Raw genomic sequence first — 20,085 nt, 5'->3', positions numbered from 1 at the left:
GCACCCCCGCTCTCCCGCACCTCCCGAAAGGACACGCCCCGCATGACCAAGCCCTACGCAGACCAGGAGATCTGGTTCCTCACCGGCAGCCAGGACCTCTACGGCGAGGAGACCCTGCGCCAGGTCGCCGAGCAGTCCCAGCAGGTCGCCGCCGCCCTGGAGGCGTCCTCCGACGTCCCGGCCAAGGTGGTCTGGAAGCCCGTCCTGAAGGACGCCGACTCCATCCGCCGCGCCATGCTGGACGCCAACGCGGACGACGCCGTGCTCGGCGTCGTGACCTGGATGCACACGTTCAGCCCGGCGAAGATGTGGATCTCCGGTCTGAACGCGCTGCGCAAGCCGCTGCTGCACCTGCACACCCAGGCCAATGTGGAGCTGCCCTGGGACAGCATCGACTTCGACTTCATGAACCTCAACCAGGCCGCCCACGGCGACCGCGAGTACGCCTACCTCGCCACCCGCATCGGTGCCGCGCGCACCACCGTGGTGGGCCACGTGTCCAACCCGGCCGTGACCGCCCGCGTGGGCACCTGGGTCCGCGGCGCCGCCGGCTGGGCCGCCACCCAGTCCCTGAAGCTCGTCCGCTTCGGCGACAACATGCGCAACGTGGCCGTCACCGAGGGCGACAAGACCGAGGCCGAGCTGCGCTTCGGCGTCTCCGTCAACACCTGGGCCGTCAACGACCTCGTGGAGGTCGTCGACGCGGTCCCCGACTCCGACGTCGACGCGCTGGTCGCTGAGTACCAGGACCAGTACGACGTCGTCGTGGAGCTGCGCGCCGGCGGGGAGCGGCACGAGTCGCTGCGCTACGCCGCCCGGCAGGAGCTGGCCATCGAGTCCTTCCTCGAGGGCGTGGGCGCCAAGGCGTTCACCACCAACTTCGAGGACCTCGGCGGGCTGCGGCAGCTGCCCGGGCTCGCCGTGCAGCGGCTCATGGGCAAGGGCTACGGGTTCGGCGCCGAGGGCGACTGGAAGACCGCCGTGCTGGTGCGCGCCGCCAAGGTCATGGGCGCGGGCCTGCCCGGCGGAGCCTCCCTGATGGAGGACTACACCTACGACCTCACCCCGGGCGAGGAGCTCATCCTCGGTGCTCACATGCTGGAGGTCTGCCCGTCGCTGACCACGTCCAGGCCCCGGCTGGAGGTCCACCCGCTGGGCATCGGCGGCCGCGAGGACCCGGTGCGCATGGTCTTCAACGCGGACGCCACCGAGGGCGCCGTCGTCGTCTCCCTGGCCGACATGCGCGACCGGTTCCGGCTGACCGCCAACGTCGTCGACGTCGTCGCGCCCCCGCACGACTTGCCGCACCTGCCCGTGGCCCGCGCCGTCTGGAAGCCGCGGCCGGACTTCGCGACGTCCGCCGAGTCGTGGCTGACGGCCGGCGGCGCCCACCACACCGTGATGTCCACCGCCGCCGGCGTGGAGGCGTTCGAGGTCTTCGCCGAGATCGCCCGCACCGAGCTGCTGGTGATCGACGAGTCCACCACGCGGCGCGGCTTCGCCGACCAGGTGCGCTTCAACCAGGCCTACTACCGGCTGGCCCAGGGCCTGTAGCCACGCCCTGACCGGGGCTGCCGCCGCTCGGCGAGGCGGCCCCTGTGGCGCCGCTGCGCGTCCCCGGTGGCGTAGCCCCGCGACGGCGGCAGGCAGCCGGGTGCCCCGGAGGAACCTCCGGGGCACCCGGCCCTTCGGCGTGCCCGCGCCCGGAGGGCCCCTTGGCGCGCCCTCCTCGGGACCGCCCAGAACGTTACCTCTTCGTGACTTGAGCCACCCTTGCGCTCCGAATTGTTAGCGCTAACATTGTGAGCGTTGACACATCACATCGCACCCCAGGGTGCTCGACCGTGGCCCGGCCGCGGCATCTCGAGGAGGACAACATGAAGCGGAAGACTTTCCTGCGCAGTGCAGCGGCGGCAGCCTCGATCGCGGCGGTCGCGGCCCTGACCGCCTGCGGCGGGGGCGGCGACACCGGCGCGGCCGCAGGCGACGGTGGCGGTGGGGACACCATCTCGATCGGCTTCTCCCAGGTCGGCGCCGAGTCCGGCTGGCGCGCCGCGAACACCAAGTCCATCCAGGACACGCTGACCGCCGAGAACGGCTTCGAGCTCAGCTTCTCCGACGCACAGCAGAAGCAGGAGAACCAGATCCAGGCCATCCGCTCCTACATCGCGCAGGGCATGGACGTCATCGCGTTCTCGCCCGTGGTGGAGACCGGCTGGGACGCCGTGCTGCAGGAGGCCAAGAACGCCGGCATCCCGGTCATCCTGACCGACCGCGCCGTGGACACCGAGGACGACTCGCTCTACGAGTCGTTCATCGGCTCCGACTTCGTCCTCGAGGGCGAGCGCGCCGGGCAGTGGGTCGCCGAGAACTTCGACGGCCAGGGCCTGAAGATGGTCGAGCTGCAGGGCACCACCGGCTCCGCGCCGGCGATCGACCGCAAGGAGGGCTTCGCCAAGGCCGTCGAGGGCACCGACATCGAGCTGATCGACTCCCAGACGGGCGACTTCACCCGCGCCGGCGGCAAGCAGGTCATGGAGGGCTTCCTGAACTCCCACGACCAGATCGACCTGGTCTTCGCGCACAACGACGACATGGGCCTGGGCGCGATCGAGGCCATCGAGGCCGCCGGGCTCACGCCGGGCGAGGACATCAAGATCGTCACCATCGACGCCGTCAAGGACGGCATGCAGGCCCTCGCCGACGGCAAGATCAACTACATCGTCGAGTGCAACCCGATGCTCGGCGAGGACCTGGCGGAGGTGGCCAAGAAGGTCGTCGCCGGCGAGGAGGTCGAGAAGCGGATCGTCGTCGAGGACGCCGAGTTCACGCAGGAGCAGGCCGCCGAGGCGCTGCCGACCCGCGAGTACTGAGGGCTCCCATGACTGCGGCCACACCCGAGACCAGAACCGCGGCGGCGCCGCCGGCCCGCCCCGGCCCGCACCCGGAACCCGTGGTATCCATGACGGGCATCACCGTCGAGTTCCCCGGCGTCAAGGCGCTCGACGGCGTGGACTTCCGGCTCTTCCCCGGCGAGGTCCACGCCCTGATGGGCGAGAACGGCGCCGGCAAGTCGACGCTCATCAAGGCGCTGACCGGGGTCAACCCGGTCGCCGCCGGGAGCATCGTCGTCGCCGGGGCGGAGACCCGCTTCACCGGCCCGGCCGATGCCCGCGAGCGCGGCATCTCCACCGTCTACCAGGAGGTCAACCTCTGCGGGAACCTCACGGTGGCGGAGAACATCATGCTCGGCTCCGAGCAAAGGCGCCTGGGCGGCCTCGACTGGCGCTCCATGCGCCGGGAGGCCGCCCGGCACCTCGAGCGCATGGGGCTGAGCATCGACCCGTCCAGCTCGCTGGACTCGCACTCCTTGGCCATCCAGCAGCTCGTGGCGATCAGCCGCGCGATGGTGGTGGAGGCCCAGGTCCTGATCCTCGACGAGCCGACGTCCAGCCTGGACGCCGGCGAGGTGGAGCAGCTCTTCGCGGTCATGCGCCGGCTGCGCGACGAGGGCGTGGCGATCCTCTTCGTCTCCCACTTCCTGGACCAGATCTATGCGATCTCCGACCGGATCACGGTGCTGCGCAACGGCCGCCTGGTCGAGGAGCGCGCCACCGCGGACCTGCCGCAGCGCGAGCTCGTCTCGCTCATGATCGCCGGGAAGAGCGGCGCGGACGTCAGCGAGGCCCGTCCCCGTGGCGAGCGCGCCGCCCGCGACCCGGAGGCGGGGCCGCTGCTGCGGGCGATCGGGCTCGGGCGCAAGGGCTCCGTGGAGCCCTTCGACCTCGAGCTCTACCCGGGCGAGGTGGTCGGGATGGCCGGCCTGCTCGGCTCGGGGCGCACCGAGCTGGCCCGGCTCCTCTCCGGGGCCGATCGCGCCGACGCCGGCGCCATCGAGTTCGCCGGCGAGACCACGCGGCTGCGCACCCCGCGGGCCGCCCTCGCCCACAAGATCGCCTACACCTCCGAGGACCGTAAGGGCGAGGGCGTGGTCGGCGACCTCACCGTCCGCGAGAACATCGTGCTCGGCCTGCAGGCCGCGCGCGGGTGGATGCGGCCGCTGCCGCGCGCCAACGTGGACCGGATCGTCGCCGAGTACATCAAGGCGCTCGGCATCCGGCCCGCCAACCCCGAGGCCCTGCTGCGCAACCTCTCCGGGGGCAACCAGCAGAAGGTCCTCCTGGCGCGCTGGCTCGCCACCGCGCCGCGGCTGCTGCTCCTCGACGAGCCGACCCGCGGCATCGACATCGGCGCCAAGACGGAGATCATGAACCTCGTCTCCGAGCTCGCCTCCCAGGGCATGTCGGTGGTGTTCATCTCCGCCGAGCTCGAGGAGGTGGTCCGGCTCAGCGACCGGATCGCCGTCATGCGCGACCGCCGCAAGGTCGCCGAGATCGACGGCGGCGAGGACGTCGGCGTGCCCCAGCTCATCGACCTCATCGCCAGCGGAGGGCAGAACCAGTGAACCGCATCCTCAAGAGCCGCCTCCTCTGGCCGCTCGTCGCGCTGGCGGCCCTGCTGCTGGCGTGCACCGTCCGCCGTCCCGACATCCTCGGGATCACCGTCCTCGACGGGCACCTCTTCGGCGCCCCCATCGACATCCTGCGCAACAGCGCCCCGCTGCTGCTCGTCGCGCTCGGCATGACGCTCGTGATCGCGACCCGGGGCATCGACCTCTCGGTCGGCGCGACGGTCGCCATCGCCGGTGCCGTGGCGATGACCTTCATCGCCAGCTCCCCGGACCCCGGGTCCGTCGGCACCGCGGTCGGCGCCGTTGTCGTGGCCCTCGGGCTCTGCCTGGTCCTCGGGCTCTGGAACGGGTTCCTCGTCTCCTCGCTCGGGATCCAGCCGATCATCGCGACCCTCATCCTGATGACCGCCGGCCGCGGCGTGGCCATGCTCATCACCGGCGGTCAGATCACCACCGTCAACAGCGCGCCCTTCGCGCAGCTGGCCTCCGGGTTCTGGCTCGGCCTGCCCGTCGCCGCCCTCATCGCCTACGGCGTGTACGGCGTCGTCGCGCTCCTGGTCCGCCGGACCGCGCTGGGCATGCTGCTCGAGTCCGTGGGCATCAACCCGAAGGCCAGCCGGCTCGCCGGAGTCAAGGCGAGGACGCTCACCTGGACCGTCTACGCGCTCTCCGGGCTCTTCGCCGGGCTCGCCGGGCTGATCTTCGCGTCCAACACCATGGCGGCCGACGCCAACAACGCCGGACTCTTCATCGAGCTCGACGCGATCCTCGCCGTCGTCATCGGCGGCACCGCCCTCTCCGGGGGCAAGTTCAACCTCGGCGGGACCCTCGTCGGCGTCCTCGTGATCACCACCCTGACGCTGACCGTCACCGTCCTCGGCGTCTCGCCGCTCGTCACCCCGCTGTTCAAGGCGATCGTGGTGGTCGCCGTCACCCTGCTGCAGTCGCCGAGGCTGCGCGCCACGCTCGCCGGCCTCGGCCGGACCCGTCCCCAGGAGGTACGCGCATGAGCGCCGTCGCCGCACCGCACCAGATCGCCGGGGTCGGCCGCTGGTCCCCGGACCGCCGGTACCTGCCCGTCATCGGCACGTTCATCGTCTTCGCGCTGATGGTCACCATCGGCGGGCTGCGCTACGAGAACTTCCTCTCGCCGGCGGTGATGTCCAACCTCTTCATCAACAACGCCCACCTGATCGTCCTGGCGGTCGGGATGACGTTCGTGATCCTCACCGGCGGCATCGACCTCTCGGTCGGGGCCGTGCTCGCCCTGTCCTCGGTCATCACGGCCACCCTGCTCCAGGCCGGGTGGAGCCTCGCCCTCGTCGTCCCCGTCGCGGTCCTCGCCGGGTCGGCGATCGGCTACGGCATGGGCGTGATGATCCAGTACTTCGACATCCAGCCGTTCGTCGCGACGCTGGCCGGGATGTTCCTGGCCCGCGGCCTCTGCTTCCTCTTCGCCCCCGAGTCCGTCCCGATCCGCGACGAGTCCTTCATCGCGCTCGCCGGCTGGGGCGTGAACCTGGGCCGCTGGCGGGTCACCGCGGCGGTGCTCATCGCGCTGCTGGCCGTCGCGGCCGCCTGGTGGGTCCTGCACCGCACCCGGTTCGGCCGGACCGTGTACGCGGTCGGCGGCGGCGAGCAGTCGGCCACGCTCATGGGCCTGCGGGTCGCGCGCACCAAGGTGCTCGTGTACGTCATCTCCGGCACCTGCGCCGGGCTCGCCGGGCTGCTCTTCGCGATGTTCTCCCGCTCCGGCTACGCGCTCACCGGCGTCGCCATGGAGCTGGACGCGATCGCCGCCGTCGTCATCGGCGGCACCCTCCTGACCGGCGGCACGGGGTTCGTCCTCGGCTCGGTCATCGGCGTGATGGTCCTGGGCCTGATCCAGACCATCATCACCTTCGAGGGAACCCTCAGCTCCTGGTGGACCAAGATCGTCATCGGCGCCCTGCTGCTGATCTTCGTGGTCCTCCAGCGCATCCTCACCCTGCGGCGCACCTGACCGCACGGCCCGGGCGTGCGACGGCGGCGGGGACCCCGGCGCCGTCCCAGCCCGACCGCCCGACGCCCCGGCGCCGGGCCCACCGTCGACGTCCTCACCTCCCCGGCACCGCCGGGACCCCAGCGATCCGCGGCCCCCGCCCCGGAGCGCGCCGTCGGCGTACCCGCATCACCACAACCAGTCCAGCGGTCCGCGCGCCCGACCCCCGCGTCGGCGCACCCCGGCCCGCAGGACGACCCACCACGGAGGTAGTCACCCGATGCATCCCCGAAAACGATGGGCCGCGCCGCTGGCGCTCGCCCTCGCCCTGGCCCTGCCGGCCTCGGCCGTGGCAGCGCCGCCCGCGCCGCCCGGCCCCGGAGGCGCGCCCGTCCCGGCCGCCGTCGACGTCGACGACGCGGACTACGGCGCGTACGTCTTCCCGTACTTCACCGGCGAGAGCACGGACGACGGCGAGAAGATCCACCTGGCCGTCAGCGAGTCGAACGACCCGATGTCCTGGCACACGCTCAACGGCGGCGAGCCCGTCCTCGAGTCCACGCTCGGCACCCAGGGCCTGCGCGACCCGTTCCTGATCCGCTCCCACGACGGCTTGAAGTACTACCTGATCGCCACCGACCTGAAGATGCACGGCGGCGGCACGTTCGGGGACGCGCAGGAGACCGGCAGCCGCTCCATCATGGTCTGGGAGTCCACCGACCTGATCGACTGGTCCGAGCAGCGCGAGGTCGTCGTCGCCCCGGAGAACGCCGGCAACGTCTGGGCCCCCGAGGCCCACTGGGACGAGGCCAACGGCGAGTACGTGGTCTACTGGGCCTCCGCGCTCTATCCGGACGACGTCGCCCCCGAGGACCGCGACATCGCCACCTCCTACCAGCGGATGATGTACGCGACCACCACCGACTTCGTGGAGTTCTCCGAGCCGCAGGTCTGGATCGACGAGAAGCGCGGCGATGGCCGCGGCATGATCGACTCGACCATCGCCGAGGTCGGCGACACGTTCTACCGGCTGACCAAGGACGAGGCGGACATGACCGTCCGGCAGGAGTCCTCCGACGACCTGCGGCGCACCCAGGGCGTCGCCGAGGGCGACGGCTGGGACCTGATCGCCGAGCAGATCGGCGTCGGCCAGCCCAACCCGTGGGGCGGCACGTTCACCTCCGGCGAGGGCCCCACCATGTTCCCGTCGCTGACCGACGACGGCTGGTACCTCATGATCGACCAGCCGTCCTACCACGGCGGCCAGGGCTACATGCTCTTCGAGACCGAGGACCTCGCCACCGGCGACTGGACCGCCGTCCCGGACGCCGACCTGCCCTCGAGCCCCCGCCACGGCACCGTGGTGCCGATCACCGACGAGGAACAGGACGCCCTGCTGGAGGCCTACCCGCCCGCCGCGGTGCCGGACCTGGTCCCCGAGAACTCGTTCACGCTCGACGGCCCCGCCCCGGCACGGCACCTGGCCGCCGGTGACGACGGCGCCCTGGGCCTCGCCGCCGACCGGCCGCTGGAGACGCTCCGCCTCACCGCGGCGGAGACCGCCGCCGAGGACGGGGACGACGCCGTCCGCCCGGTGACGCTGACCGCCGACGCCGGCAGCGTCGTCGTCCGCGACGGGCGCCTGGCGCTCGCCGGGGAGTCCGCGGGGGAGGGCACCGCCTGGCGCCTCACCGACGAGGGCGGTGGCAAGCTCGCCCTCCGGCTGGCCGACCCGTCCATCGACGACTCCGCGGCGTACGCGACGCGCGCCGAGGACGGCGCGCTCGTCCTCGGCGCGGCCGACGACGCCGTCGAGTTCACCCTCGGCTCCGGCGCGGTCCAGGACCACACCCTGCGCATCGACGGCGCTGGGACGGCCCACGAGATCAGCGACACCATGTACGGGGCGTTCTACGAGGACATCAACTACGCGGCCGACGGCGGCCTCTACGCCGAGCTGGTGCGCAACCGCTCCTTCGAGTTCGCCCCCGCCGACAACGCCTCCTTCAACGGGCTGACCGCCTGGGAGACCGTCGGCGACGGGTCCGTGACCGTGGAGTCCGAGCGCGACACCTGGCTCAACGACTCCAACCGCGCCTACCTGGAGATCGCCGCGGACGCCCCCGGCACCGGGGTGCGGAACACCTCCTACAACGAGGGCGTCGCCCTCGAGGAGGGCGAGTCGTACGACTTCAGCGTCTGGGCGCGCTCCTCCGTGGAGCAGGAGCTCTCCGTCTCGCTCGAGGACGGCTCCGGCGAGCGGGTCTACGGCACCGCGACCGTCGCGGTGGACGGATCCGACGAGTGGAAGCAGTACACCGCCACCCTCACCGCCGACGCGGACACCAACGCCGCCCGGCTCGAGGTCGCCGCCGGCGCGGCCGGCACGCTGCGCCTGGACATGGTCTCCCTCTTCCCGCAGGACACCTGGGTGGGGCCGGTCAACGGCAAGTCCGTGCTGCGCAAGGACCTCGCCGAGATGGTCGCCGAGCTTGACCCAGGCTTCCTGCGCTTCCCGGGCGGCTGCGTCACCAACGTCGGCACGTTCGACACCTACCTCGAGTCCGACGGCGCGGACCGGCAGCGCACGTACCAGTGGAAGGAGACCATCGGCCCGGTGGAGTCCCGGCCGACCAACTGGAACTTCTGGGGCTACAACCAGTCCTACGGCATCGGCTACCTCGAGTACATGAAGTGGGCCGAGGACCTCGGCGCCACCCCGCTGCCCGTGGTCTCCGTCGGAGCCAACGGCTGCGGCTCCACCATCCCGGAGATGACCGACGACGAGCGGATCGACCGCTGGGTCCAGGACACCCTGGACCTCATCGAGTTCGCCAACGGCGGCGTGGACACCGAGTGGGGCGCCGTGCGCGCCGACCTCGGCCACCCGGAGCCGTTCGGGCTGGAGTACATCGGCCTGGGCAACGAGGAGAACACCCCGACGTTCGAGGCGAACTTCCCGCGCTTCCGCGACGCCATCGCCGCCGAGTACCCGGACATCACGATCATCTCCAACACCGGTCCCGACGACTCCGGCGCGCGCTTCGACGAGCTCTGGGAGTTCAACCGGGAGCAGGGCGTGGACATGGTCGACGAGCACTACTACAACGACCCGTCCTGGTTCCTCGGCAACGACGAGCGCTACGACTCCTACGACCGCGAGGGCCCGGACGTCTTCCTCGGCGAGTACGCCTCCCGCGGCAACACGTTCGCCAACGCGCTCTCCGAGGCCGCCTACATGACCGGCCTGGAGCGCAACGCCGACGTCGTGAAGATGGCGTCCTACGCCCCGATGTTCGCCAACGAGGACTACGTCCAGTGGGCGCCGGACATGATGTGGTTCGACAACGACGAGTCCTGGGCCTCGGCGAACTACTACAACCAGAAGCTCTGGATGAACAACGTCGGCCACGAGGTGGTCCCGTCCACGCACGAGGGCCCGGCCACCGCGGCCGGGGACCTCTCCGGCGGGATCTTCCTTTCCAGCTGGCTCACCCAGGCGGCGTACGACGACGTCACGGTCACCGACAACGCCAGCGGCGAGGTCCTGTTCTCGGACACCTTCGAGGACGCCTCGCAGTGGGACCCGGTCTCCGGCCAGTGGTCCGTGGTCGACGGCGAGTACGTCCAGTCGGACGCCGGAGTCGAGGACGCGCGCAGCGTGATCACCGACGCCTACGGCAAGGACTGGGACAACTACACCCTGGAGCTGACCGCCCGCAAGGACGGCGGCAACGAGGGCTTCCTGGTCGGTTTCGCCGCCGGCGCGAGCGACGCCTTCTACTGGTGGAACCTCGGCGGCTGGGGCAACACCCGGTCCGTGCTCGAGCGCGCCGACGGCGCCCGTCAGGGCGAGGTCGCGGCCAAGGAGGGCTTCTCCCTCGAGGAGGGGCGCGAGTACCAGGTGAAGATCGTCGTCGACGGCCGCACGGCCGAGCTGTACCTCGACGGCGAGCTGCACCTGTCCTACACGGAGCCCGCCCCGAAGGCCCTCTACCAGGTCGTCACCCGCGACACGGAGACGGGCGAGCTGATCGTCAAGCTCGTCAACGCGACGACGACCGCCGCCCGGACGACCATCGCGGTCTCCGACGCGGAGGTCGGTGAGACCGTCCAGGCGACGGAGCTCGTCGCCGACCCGGCCGCCGTCAACACCAAGGCGGCCCCGGAGAACGTGGTGCCGCGGGACTTTGAGGTCCCCGGCGCCGGAGGCGAGTTCGTCTACGAGGTCCCGGCGAACTCGATCACGTTCCTCCGGCTGGACACCGGTGCGGGCGACGAGCGCGCCGGAACGGCCACGGAGGCGAAGCTGACGCCGGGCACGGTCAAGGCAGGGCAGGACGCCAAGGCGCACGTGACCGTCGCCGCCGAGGCCGCCGCCGAGGCCGCCGCGGAGGCGCCGGGCGCGACCGGCGAGGTCCGCGTCACGGTCGACGGGGCCGAGCACACCGCCGCTCTGAAGAACGGCAAGGCCAGGGCGGCGGTACCCACCGACGGCCTATCGCCCGGAACGTACCCGGTCACGGTCGAGTACCTGGGCGACGACGGGCACGCCCCGAGCTCCACGGAGGTGACGCTGACCGTCCGCTGACCGCACGAGGGGACGGGCCCCGGCGCCGACCGGCGCCGGGGCCCGTCCCTCCCCGCACCACCTCCGAGGAGCCGAGAATGACGAGACCCCCGATCCTGCGAGCCCTGGCGGTCACCGCCGGACTCGCCCTCCTACTGCCCCTGGCCGCGAGCCCGCCGGCCACCGCCAGCTCCTCCGCCGGTGGCCGGGCCGGCCCGGCCGACGCGACCACCCCGACGCCGCGGGCCGCGGACGCGCGCGGCGACGTCGTCCCCTCCGAGGCCGACGCGTCCCAGGACGAGCCCTACGCGGGCTACCTCTTCTCCTACTTCGTCGGCGAGGGGACCGCCGACGGCGAGCAGGTGTACTTCGGGCTCAGCGAGGGCGACGACCCGCTGAACTACCGCGATCTCAACGACGGCGAGCCGGTGCTGACCTCCGACATCGGCGAGCAGGGCGTCCGCGACCCCTTCATCATCCGCTCGCCGGAGGGCGACAAGTTCTATCAGATCGCCACCGACCTGAAGGTTCACGGCTCGTGGGACTGGGACGGCTTCCAGCGGCACGGATCGCACTCGATCGTGGTCTGGGAGTCCACGGATCTCGTGGACTGGAGCGAGCCCCGCCTCGTGGAGGTCGCCCCCGAGAACGCCGGCAACACCTGGGCGCCGGAGGCGTTCTACGACGAGGAGCTCGGGGCCTACGTGGTCTTCTGGGCCTCCAAGCTCTACGCCGACGACGACCCGGAGCACACCGGCAGCCAGCACAACCGGATGATGTACGCGACCACCACGGACTTCGTGACCTTCAGCGAGCCGGAAGTCTGGATCGACCCGGGCTACTCCGTCATCGACTCGACCGTCCTCCGCGAGGACGGCGTGTACTACCGGTTCACCAAGGACGAGCGGTCCAACACCGGCACCAGCCCCTGCGGCAAGTTCATCACCGCGGAGAAGTCCGCCGAGCTGCGCGCCGCCGACTACGAGTTCATCGCGGACTGCATCGGCAAGGCGACCGCCGACTCGGCCGGCATCGGCCAGGGCGAGGGACCGCTGGTCTTCAAGGACAACCACGCCGAGCGCTGGTACATGTTCATCGACGAGTTCGGCGGCCGCGGCTACGTCCCGTTCGTCACCGAGGACCTCGACTCGGGGCAGTGGCGGGTCGCCGAGGACTACACGATGCCCTCGCGGCCGCGCCATGGGACCGTCCTGCCCGTCACCCAGGAGGAGTACCACCGGCTCCTGGCCGCGTACCAGCCGGACGCGCTCGTCGAGACGGTCGAGCCCGTCGAGGTCACGACGCGGAAGCAGCAGGCCCCCGCGCTGCCGGCCGAGGTCCCCGTGACCTTCGCCGACGGGACCAGTGGCACCGCCGCCGTCGAGTGGGAGGAGGTCCCCGCCGAGGCCTACGCGAAGACCGGGACGTTCGAGGTCTCCGGGACCGTGGCCGACGCGCTCGAGCCCGCCACCGCCACGGTGCACGTGCAGGCCAAGCCGATCAAGGCGACGTCCGTGGAGATCGAGCAGGAGCGGATCGAGCTCTGGCAGCACGGCAGCGCCACGCTCGACGCCGCCGTCGAACCGGCGAACGCGACCGCCGGCCTCCGCTGGGAGTCCTCCGCCCCCGGCGTCGCCACCGTCGCCGACGGCGTGGTCACGGCGGTCGCCCCCGGCACCGCCGTCGTCACCGCCGCGTCCGGCGGGCTGCGCGACACGGTGGAGGTGACCGTGACCGAGGAGCCGCCCGGCCTGGCCGCGCACTTCCCGCTCGACGCGGCCGGGGGAGCCTCGGCGGTCGAGGGCGTCCCGGACGCCGTGCTCGCCGGCGGCGCGAGCGCCGGTCCCGCGGGCGTGAGCCTGGACGGGGTGGACGACCACGTGGTCCTGCCGCAGGACCTGCTCGCCGGGATCGAGGACGTCACGGTCTCGCTGAAAGTGCGGATCGACCCGGAGCAGCGGAACCCGTACTTCATCTACGGCCTGGGCAACACGAGGAACGGGGCCGGCGACGGCTACCTCTTCACCACCGGCAACGCCTACCGGACCTCGCTGTCCCTGGGCAACTGGTCCGGCGAGCAGACCGTGTCCGCGGGGCGCGACCTGGAGCGCGGGGTCTGGAGCACGCTGACCTACACCCTGGCCGGGGAGACCGCGACGCTGTACCTGGACGGCGTCGAAGTCGGCCGCCGGACGGGCGTCACCGTGGACCCGGAAGACATCGGGGGAGGGAGCACCGCGGCCAACTACCTCGGCCGGTCCCTCTACGCGGCGGACCACCACCTGCGCGGCGAGGTGCGGGACTTCCGCCTCTACGAGCGGGCGCTGACCGCGGAGGAGGTGGCCGCGCTCTGACGCCGTAGCGGACGCCGACGCGCCGAGTGGCCGGGGCCGGGGGGGGCCCCCCCCGCCGGGGGGGGGCCCCCGGCCCCGGGGCGTTGCCGAATCGTGACTCGGATCGGTTCGCCACGCCTTAATGTGATCGCTAACATGGTGTGAGTTGGCGCACTCTCGCGCTCTGGCCCCCGGGCCGCGCAGGCCCGTCACCGGTCCTGCGTCACGAGGGCGCCGAGTCATCCCGTCACTCAGCTCGTTACCCAGCCGCCCCGGCGGCTGACGAAGGAGAAGCAATGGCTAAGAACATCTGGACCACGCGCGCGGCCGTCTCGCTCGCGGGGTTGTCCCTCGTGGGCGCCCTCGCGGCGTGCGGAGGCTCCGGTGCCGGCGGCGCGGGTGCCGGCGGCGGCGAGGAGCAGGCGCCGGAGGACATGACCATCGGCGTGGCCATGCCGACGCAGACGTCGGAGCGCTGGATCGCCGACGGCGAGGCCGTCAAGAGCGGCCTGGAGGAGGCCGGCTTCGAGGTGGACCTGCAGTTCGCCAACGACGACATCCCCACCCAGCAGCAGCAGATCGACCAGATGATCACCAAGGGGGCCGACATCCTCGTCGTCGCCTCGATCGACGGGACCGCCCTGGGCAACCAGCTCAAGGCCGCCGCCGACCAGGAGATCCCGATCATCGCCTACGACCGCCTGATCAACGACACGGAGAACGTGGACCACTACGTCACGTTCGACAACTACAACGTGGGGGTCCAGCAGGCCACGTCGCTGCTCCAGGGCCTCGGCGTCCTCGACGGCGAGGGCAACGAGACGGGCGAGGCCGGCCCGTTCAACATCGAGCTCTTCGCCGGATCGCTGGACGACAACAACGCGCACTTCTTCTGGAAGGGCGCCATGGAGACCCTGCAGCCGCACATCGACGCCGGCACGCTCGTGGTCGAGTCCGGTCAGACCACGATCGAGCAGGCCGCGACGCTGCGCTGGTCGCAGGAGACGGCGCAGAAGCGCATGGAGGACCTGCTCACCGCGCACTACGGCGGCGGCAGCGGACAGCTCGACGGCGTCCTCTCGCCCTACGACGGTATCTCCCGCGGCATCATCACGGCCCTGAAGAACGCCGGCTACGGCGCCACCATCGAGGACGGCCTGCCGGTGGTCACCGGCCAGGACGCCGAGATCGCCTCCGTGAAGCTCATCAATGACGGCGTCCAGTACGCCACGATCTTCAAGGACACCCGCAAGCTCGCGGAGCAGGCGGTCGCGGCCGCGACCTCCTACGCGGAGGGCGAGGAGCCTGAGGCGAACGACACCGAGTCCTACGACAACGGCGTCAAGGTCGTCCCGTCCTACCTGCTCGAGTCGGACATCGTGGTCAAGGACAACATCCAGTCGCTGCTGATCGACTCCGACTACTGGACCGCCGAGGAGGTCGAGGCGGGGCAGGCGGGCTGACCGCCGCCGCCTCCCGGCCGGCGCCCGCGCCCGGCCCCGCCAGTCACCGATGAACGCGGGGGCCGAACTCCGGTTCGGCCCCCGCTCCATGATCGAAGGACAGGTCCACCATGAACAGCACCATCCTGCAGATGCAGGACATCGCCAAGACCTTCCCGGGCGTCAAAGCGCTCCAGGACGTCAACCTCTCCGTCGAGCGCGGCGAGATCCACGCGATCTGCGGCGAGAACGGGGCCGGCAAGTCGACCTTGATGAAGGTCCTCTCCGGCGTCTACCCGCACGGCAGCTACGAGGGCCGGATCCTCTTCGAGGGCGAGGAGATGAAATTCTCCTCGATCAAGGACTCCGAGCGACAGGGCATCGTCATCATCCACCAGGAGCTCGCGCTGGTCCCGTACCTGTCGATCGCCGAGAACCTCTTCCTCGGCAACGAACGCCAGGCCGCCGGCTTCATCGAGTGGAACCGCACCAACCAGGACGCCGCCGGGCTGCTGAAGCGGGTCGGCCTGGACGAGAACCCGGTCGAGCCCGTCGGCAGCCTCGGCGTCGGCAAGCAGCAGCTGGTGGAGATCGCCAAGGCCCTGAGCAAGGACGTGCGGCTGCTCATCCTCGACGAGCCGACCGCCGCCCTGAACGACGCCGACTCGGAGCACCTGCTCAACCTGCTGCGCGAGCTGCGCAAGGAGGGGATGACCTGCATCATCATCTCCCACAAACTGGGCGAGATCGAGGACATCGCCGACCGGACGACGATCATCCGCGACGGCCAGACGGTCGAGACGATCGACATGTCCGAGCCGGGCTCCACGCAGGACCGCATCATCCGCGGGATGGTCGGCCGCGACTTGTCCCACCGCTACCCGGAGCGGACACCGGAGATCGGCGACGTCGTCTTCGAGATCCGCGATTGGACGGTCCACCACCCCACCCAGGCCGGCCGGGTCGTCGTCGACCACGCCGACCTGGACGTCCGGGCCGGGGAGATCGTCGGCATCGCCGGGCTCATGGGCGCCGGGCGCACCGAGCTCGCGATGAGCGTGTTCGGGCACTCGTACGGACGCGGCATCACCGGCGAGGTCCGGATGGACGGCAAGGCCGTGGACACCTCCACGGTGGACAAGGCCATCAAGGCCGGCATCGCCTACGTCTCCGAGGACCGGAAGCACTACGGGCTCAACCTCATCGAGGACATCCGCGTGAACACGAGCGCGGCCGGCCTGGACAAGATCTCCCGCGGCGGCTTCGTCAACGGCAACGAGGAGATCCGCATCGCCGAGGACTACCGCAGGTCCATGAACATCAAGGCCCCCACGGTCATGTCCGTCACGGGGAACCTCTCCGGCGGCAACCAGCAGAAGGTGGTGCTCGGGAAGTGGCTGCACACCGCCCCGGAGCTCCTCATCCTCGACGAGCCGACCCGCGGCATCGACGTCGGGGCGAAGTACGAGATCTACACGATCATCAACCGCCTGGCCGAGGCCGGGAAGGCGGTGCTCGTCATCTCCTCCGAGCTGCCCGAGCTGCTGGGCATCTGCGACCGCATCTACACCCTCGCCTACGGCCGGCTCACCGGCCAGCTCCCGCGCGCCGAGGCCAACCAGGAGCGCCTCATGGAGCTCATGACCATCGAGAAGGAGGCAGTCCGGTGACCGTCGCCAGCGACCTCAAGGACCTCTTCACCAAGAATCTCCGCACCAGCGGCATCTACATCGCGTTCGCCCTAATCATCGTACTGTTCACGGTGCTCACCGACGGGCTGCTGCTCAGCCCGATCAACATCACCAACATCGTCCTGCAGTACTCCTACGTCCTGATCCTCGCCCTGGGCATGATCATGGTGATCGTCGCCGGGCACATCGACCTCTCCGTCGGCTCGCTCGTCGCCTTCACGGGCGCCGTGTCCGCGGTCCTGGTCATCCAGCAGGACCTGCCCTGGTGGGTCGGCATCCTCGCCGCCCTCGGCATGGGCATCCTCTGCGGGGCGTGGCAGGGCTTCTGGGTCGCCTACGTGGGCATCCCGGCCTTCATCGTGACCCTCGCGGGCATGCTGCTCTTCCGCGGCCTGACCTACCTGACCCTGGGCAACATCTCCCTGTCGCCGTTCCCGGCGGAGTACCAGCGCGTCGCCGGCGGGTTCCTCAACGGGCTGCTCGGCGGCTACGGCTACGACCTCTTCACGCTGATCATCGGCGTCTTCGCGATCTGCGGTTTCGCCTGGTCGCAGTGGCGCTCACGCCGGGCGCGCGTCCGCTACGAGCAGCAGGTCGAGTCCCTCGGCCTCTTCGCCACCAAGCTGGTCCTGGTCGCCGCCGTCGTTCTGTGGTTCTTCTGGCAGCTGGCGCACAGCCGCGGCATGCCGATCGTCCTGATCATCCTCGCCGTCCTGATCATCACGTACCACGTGGTCACCACGCGCACCGTGTTCGGCCGGCACATCTACGCCATCGGCGGCAACCTCGCCGCGGCCCGCCTCTCCGGCGTGAACGTCAAGAAGGTCAACTTCTGGATCTTCATCAACATGGGCCTGCTCGCCGGCATCGCCGGCGCGGTCTTCTCCTCCCGCTCCAACGGCGCGCAGCCGGGCGCGGGCAACATGTTCGAGCTCGACGCGATCGCCGCCTGCTTCATCGGCGGCGCGTCCACCACCGGCGGCGTCGGGCGGGTCACCGGCGCGATCGTCGGCGGCCTCGTCATGGCGGTCATGTCCAACGGCATGCAGCTCATGGGCGTCGACCAGTCCACCCAGCAGATCGTCAAGGGCCTCGTGCTGCTGCTGGCCGTGGCGTTCGACATCTACAACAAGCGCCGCGCCGGGTCCGCCCGGTAGCCGCCCGCACCGCCGCGCCACGCCGGGGAAGACGCGGTGGGCCGGGGCGGTGCACGACGACGCCGGTGCGTCGCCCGCGCGGGCGACGCACCGGCGTCGTCGCGTGGGCCCGGTGGAGGACGAGTGCGGCGGCGAGCGGCCCCGAGAAGCTCCCAGTCAGCCCTGGGACGCCGGCCGGTAGGCGCCGGGAGGACGGGCCTCTCCGGGGCCGGCCGGAGCCGCACTGGTAAAATCGGAGGTCGGGCCGCGCGTCTTCCAGCCGCCGCCGCCCGGAAACCGTTCCCTGCAGGAAGACCACCTCGATGGCCGTCAGCACCCCTCTGCCGCAGTCCGCGGCCGTCGCGAAGCCGGCGTACCGCCCGGAAGTCCAGGGGCTCCGGGCCTTCGCCGTCCTCATGGTGGTGCTGTACCACGTCTGGCTCGGCAAGGTCTCGGGCGGCGTCGACGTCTTCCTCCTGCTCTCCGCGTTCCTGCTGACCGTCTCCTTCACCTACAGGGTGGAGTCGGGGCGCCCGCTGGAGCTGGTGCGCTACTGGCTCAACCGGCTGCGCGGGCTCCTGCCGGCGGCGATCGTGGTCCTGCTCGCCGTCCTCGCGGCGACCGTCTCGCTGCTGCCGCGCACCCGCTGGGAGGACGTCGCCAGCCAGACGGTCTCCAGCCTCTTCTATGTCCAGAACTGGAATCTCGCGCTCGGCTCGGTCGACTACTACGCCGCCGACCACGCCACGGCCAGCCCGCTGCAGCACTTCTGGTCCCTGAGCATCCAGGGCCAGGTCTTCCTCCTCTGGCCCCTCGTCATCGCCGGCGCCGCACTGGCGTGGCGGCGCCTGCGCCGCCGCCGCCCGGACCTCGGGTTCCGGCCCGTCCTGGCCGGCGCGTTCGGGTCGATCCTCGTCCTCTCGCTGGCCTACTCGGTCTACATCACGGCGACCCGCCAGACCTGGGCCTACTTCGACACCGGCGCCCGGCTCTGGGAATTCGCCCTCGGGTCCCTGCTCGTCGTCGCCCTGCCCTGGATGGAGCGACTGCCGGTGCTGCTGCGCGTCGCCCTGGGCTGGACCGGCCTGCTGGCCATGCTCTCCTGCGGCGTCCTCCTGCAGGTCGAGGCGTCCTTCCCCGGCTACGTGGGCCTGTGGCCCACCGTGGCCGCTGGGCTGATCGTCGGCGCGGGGGCCACCGGTCACCGTCTCGGCGCGGACCGGCTGCTCTCCGCGCGGCCCCTCATCCGCCTCGGCGACATCTCCTACGCGCTCTACCTCTGGCACTGGCCGATCCTCGTGATCTACCTCGTCACGAACGGGCTCGACCGCGCCACCTGGCTCGGAGGCACCGCGGTCATCGGCCTGTCCCTGGCCCTGGCGTGGGCGACCACCAAGATGGTCGAGACCCCTTTCCACCAGTGGCACTGGCCCACCCAGCGCCGCCGCCGGCTCTCCGTGGTCCTGGCCGCGCTCATCGGCCTGGTCCTCCTGCCGCTGAACAGCTGGCAGAACCGGGTCGAGGCCTTCGAGGACGCCGCGTCCAGCCAGAGCGCCGCCGACAACCCCGGCGCGGCCGTGCTGCAGCCGGGATTCGCCGGGGAGCCCAGCGCCGAGGCCGCCGTCCTGCCGCTGTCCACCTCGCTGGACGAGGAGTGGGCCAACGTCGGCGGCGCGTGCCTGAACGCCTACGCGCCGGCCGACGAGCGAATCGAGTTCTGCAAGCAGTTCGGGGACCCGGCCACCGCCGAGAAGTTCGTCATCGTCCTCGGCGACTCCCACGCCCAGCACTGGAGCACCGCCCTGCACCCGGCCGCCGTCGGGAACGACTGGGCGTGGATCATGATCCACGAGCCCTCGTGCCGGTTCGGCACCACCGGTCCGGACCGCACCGAGCGCTGCAACGACTTCATCGAGGCCGCCACCGAGTACGTCCTGCAGCACCACCCGGACGCCGTCCTCACCGTCGCCTCCCACACCGCCAAGTACCCCGACGACGCCGGCCGCACCCCGGCCGAGCAGGAGAAGGTCGCCGACGGGTACGTCGAGTCGGTGCTGCCGTTCGCGGAGGCGGGCATCCAGGTCGCCGGCCTGCGCGACACCCCGCGCTACCGCTACGCGGTCCCGGAGTGCGTGGACATGCGCGGCGCCGAGGAGTGCGGGCTGCCCCAGGAGTTCGTGCTGGCCGAGCGGAACCCGCTGGACGAGCTCCAGCAGCAGGTCGACGCGGGCGTGCTCCCGCGCGAGCTGAGCTTCTTCGACATGACCGACCAGTTCTGCATCGAGGGCACCTGCCGGGCGGTGATCGGCAACGTCGTCACCATCCGCGACGAGGATCACATCACCCGCACCTACGCGCAGACCCTCGCGCCGGTGTTCGAGCAGCGCCTCACCGCGGCCCTCGGCTGGTAGCCGGGGCCGACCGGCCGGAATGCGTGGGCCCGGGTCCGCGTTCTAGGATG

Annotated in this window: 11 protein-coding genes; all 11 read left to right on the top strand. The window is 71.1% G+C overall.

All coding sequences use genetic code 11. The features are described 5' to 3' along the window. Positions 1–42: 42 nt before the first annotated feature. The 11 genes from araA to RIN46_RS09185 all read left to right on the top strand — a co-directional run bounded on the left by araA (position 43) and on the right by RIN46_RS09185 (position 20,035). The gene (araA, locus tag RIN46_RS09235; protein WP_309082150.1) at positions 43–1,554 is read left to right on the top strand and encodes an L-arabinose isomerase; all 1,512 of its coding nucleotides are present in this window, start codon (positions 43–45) and stop codon (positions 1,552–1,554) included. Between the two features lie 323 nt (positions 1,555–1,877). Continuing rightward, positions 1,878–2,873: an ABC transporter substrate-binding protein gene (locus tag RIN46_RS09230; protein WP_309082151.1), complete on the top strand. Its 996-nt coding sequence runs from the start codon at positions 1,878–1,880 to the stop codon at positions 2,871–2,873. An 89-nt stretch (positions 2,874–2,962) separates the two neighbouring features. Continuing rightward, a complete protein-coding gene (locus tag RIN46_RS09225) occupies positions 2,963–4,465 on the top strand; it encodes a sugar ABC transporter ATP-binding protein (RefSeq protein ID WP_309082152.1) in 1,503 nt (500 codons plus the stop codon). Next, complete coding sequence (locus RIN46_RS09220; RefSeq protein WP_309082153.1) at positions 4,462–5,481, top strand: ABC transporter permease; 1,020 nt, start codon at positions 4,462–4,464, stop codon at positions 5,479–5,481. Before RIN46_RS09225 ends, RIN46_RS09220 begins: the two co-directional genes overlap by 4 nt. After that, positions 5,478–6,473 (top strand): galactofuranose ABC transporter, permease protein YjfF, encoded by a 996-nt coding sequence (gene yjfF, locus RIN46_RS09215; RefSeq protein WP_309082154.1) that lies wholly within the window; start codon positions 5,478–5,480, stop codon positions 6,471–6,473. The genes RIN46_RS09220 and yjfF overlap by 4 nt, the downstream gene beginning before the upstream one ends. A gap of 259 nt (positions 6,474–6,732) precedes the next feature. Then, entirely contained in the window at positions 6,733–11,043 is a 4,311-nt protein-coding gene (locus RIN46_RS09210; protein WP_309082155.1) for an alpha-L-arabinofuranosidase C-terminal domain-containing protein, read from the top strand. 77 nt (positions 11,044–11,120) lie between these two features. After that, a complete protein-coding gene (locus tag RIN46_RS09205) occupies positions 11,121–13,376 on the top strand; it encodes a LamG-like jellyroll fold domain-containing protein (RefSeq protein WP_309082156.1) in 2,256 nt (751 codons plus the stop codon). A 275-nt stretch (positions 13,377–13,651) separates the two neighbouring features. Next, positions 13,652–14,818, top strand: coding sequence for a multiple monosaccharide ABC transporter substrate-binding protein (gene chvE, locus RIN46_RS09200; protein WP_309082157.1), 1,167 nt, complete (start codon positions 13,652–13,654; stop codon positions 14,816–14,818). Between the two features lie 110 nt (positions 14,819–14,928). Continuing rightward, positions 14,929–16,467 (top strand): multiple monosaccharide ABC transporter ATP-binding protein, encoded by a 1,539-nt coding sequence (gene mmsA / locus RIN46_RS09195; RefSeq protein ID WP_309082158.1) that lies wholly within the window; start codon positions 14,929–14,931, stop codon positions 16,465–16,467. Beyond that, positions 16,464–17,645, top strand: a complete 1,182-nt coding sequence (gene mmsB / locus RIN46_RS09190) for a multiple monosaccharide ABC transporter permease (RefSeq protein ID WP_309082159.1) — start codon at positions 16,464–16,466, stop codon at positions 17,643–17,645. Before mmsA ends, mmsB begins: the two co-directional genes overlap by 4 nt. Before the next feature lie 302 nt (positions 17,646–17,947). Then, on the top strand, positions 17,948–20,035 hold the full coding sequence (locus RIN46_RS09185) for an acyltransferase family protein (RefSeq protein WP_309082160.1): 2,088 nt from the start codon (positions 17,948–17,950) through the stop codon (positions 20,033–20,035). Positions 20,036–20,085 lie beyond the last annotated feature (50 nt).

Source organism: Zhihengliuella sp., from assembly GCF_031178195.1.
Taxonomy (GTDB): domain Bacteria; phylum Actinomycetota; class Actinomycetes; order Actinomycetales; family Micrococcaceae; genus Zhihengliuella.
The sequence above is the reverse complement of the archived record's forward strand: the minus strand, read 5'-3'. Positions and strand labels throughout refer to the sequence as shown.